This is a genomic window from Paenibacillus sp. JT22N7 (assembly GCF_059383875.1).
The window spans coordinates 1-2006 of record NZ_JBXENY010000027.1 but is presented as its reverse complement, the minus strand read 5'-3'; the positions used below and the strand labels follow the sequence as shown (position 1 = coordinate 2006).

At 43.9% G+C, this 2006-nt stretch carries 2 protein-coding genes and 1 rRNA gene; 2 read left to right on the top strand and 1 reads right to left on the bottom strand.

Going from position 1 to position 2006, the window contains the following annotated elements:
• Positions 1 to 163 precede the first annotated feature (163 nt).
• Positions 164 to 514: a YgzB family protein gene (locus AC50Y5_RS32690; protein ID WP_231594383.1), complete on the bottom strand. Its 351-nt coding sequence runs from the start codon at positions 512 to 514 to the stop codon at positions 164 to 166.
• Between the two features lie 147 nt (positions 515 to 661).
• On the opposite strand from AC50Y5_RS32690, the gene AC50Y5_RS32685 reads away from it, so the two are divergent.
• Entirely contained in the window at positions 662 to 1537 is an 876-nt protein-coding gene (locus AC50Y5_RS32685; protein WP_056043992.1) for a nucleotidyltransferase-like protein, read from the top strand.
• A gap of 361 nt (positions 1538 to 1898) precedes the next feature.
• Positions 1899 to 2006: ribosomal RNA gene (locus tag AC50Y5_RS32680) — 16S ribosomal RNA — on the top strand; the annotation flags it as partial.

Genomic DNA, 2006 nt, shown 5'->3' with positions numbered 1-2006 from the left:
ATTTTTTAGACATCCGCTTCGACCACCGCTCGTTTTTTTATTTATTGTACACAAAAAAGACCCTACAAGATGACCTTTTTAAAGTGTCCATCTTATAGGGTACATTTTACTTTGGCGGCAACGCCCTTTTAAGCTTATGTAACTTATTTTTAAGAGCAGCGTACTATTCGGAAGGAGCATGTGTGGCTTGCGCCGGATCGAGTGTCAAAATCGTTTTGCAGAACATGCAGCGGTCCGTTTTGCCGAGCATTTTCGTCGGGCGATTACATTCGGGACATGTTAGCATCGTTGCACTGGTTGACATCATGCCTGCCCAGAAATAAACGGCAACGCTGACGAGCAAGGAAATCATCCCAATAACCATAAAAATTGCGGCAACGATTTTACCAGCTTGTCCCCAAAGCACGATTCCGGCTGTACCGAGAATCATAACACCCATGCCGACAAGTGTGAAAATCAGCCCCCACAGACGAAATTCGTTTATTTTCGCTGATTTGAAAAAAAACTTATTCACTTTGTCCATCCTCTCCATGGTATTCTTATTAAAATCAGACGGTTTTTCCATCCATGTAAGCAGGAAACTGTCTCGGGTTTGTCGAAATAACAAACACCGTAGATTATTATATCTTAATCATATTGGATTAGCTATACGGAGGCCCAAGTGAAACATATAAAAGAACATTTCATTCAAACGCATCAATCACAGCCAGAGCTGCTTGGTCTTATCGCAATCGAGAACTCTTATGCTTACAGTCCGTTGACTGAAGGATTGGATTTGCTTCTGCTTGCAATTGTGGAGCAGACTGCTGTTCAAAGTATTGAGCATGTACGCATTGAAGGCCAGCATGTGCTGATTCGAAGTGTGAGTGTAGGCCAGCTGGAGCAGTGGATGGCAAGCGGGGAGAACAAAAGTATTATTCAATGGATAGTTCGGGGGGAGATACTGTTGGAGCGCGACAGCCGTATAAGCGATATTCGTGAGCGCATTATACAATTTCCGGACGTCATGAGAGAGCAAAAGCGGTTTGTAGAGTTCTCCGGCTTTCTGAGAAGTTACCTGCAGGCAAAGCATGATTACGAAGAGCGCAATATTCTGGATGCTTACAGCAATATATTAACTGCACTGCATCACTGGGCGCACATTGTATTAATTGAAGAAGGGCAGCATCCAGAGCTAACCGTGTGGCGTCAAATGCGTCGGGTACATCCTGGGGTGTATAAGCTGTATGAAGAATTAACCGTCAGCCCTGAAACGCTGGAGCAGCGCGTTCAACTGGTTATGCTCGCTTGTGAGTTTACGGTAATCAACAAAATGAAGGACTGCTGTTCCTTGCTCTTTAGCATCATGATGAGCCGGGAGGAGCCATGGAGCATCAGCGAGCTGCAGGAGCATGAGCGAATAAAGACCCTTCATGTCGATTTATCCTTGCTGCTGCAACGTTTGGTCAAACGCTCGCTTATTCGTGAAGTTGCGGTGATGGCAGCAAGCGGAGATACTGAGGCGTTGGAGCTTCGATATATGACGCTGGCTGTATAAAATAGAACGGCAAAAGATACCCAAATCGCTTGCTACAAGCGTAGGGTATCTTTTTTTAAAATAGGGCTTGACTATATTTTGCGAGCTGTGATATATTAATACACGCCGCTTTTGAAGCAAGGAAATAACTTGAATCGACAAACGAAAAAAAATGTCGAAGAAAAGAAAAAAAAGTACTTGCAATTGAGTAGGCAGTCATGGTATATTATAAAAGTCGCCGCTGAGAGAAAACGCGGTTGACACAAAAAGAATTAGTTAGAGAAATTGTTCTTTGAAAACTGAACAACGAGTGAAACTGCCACATTAACTTAAGTTAATGTAAAGCGATACAAAAAAAGTAATGAGCAAGTCAAACAATACCTAAATGGAGAGTTTGATCCTGGCTCAGGACGAACGCTGGCGGCGTGCCTAATACATGCAAGTCGAGCGGAGTTGATGGAGTGCTTGCACTCCTGATGCTTAGCGGCGG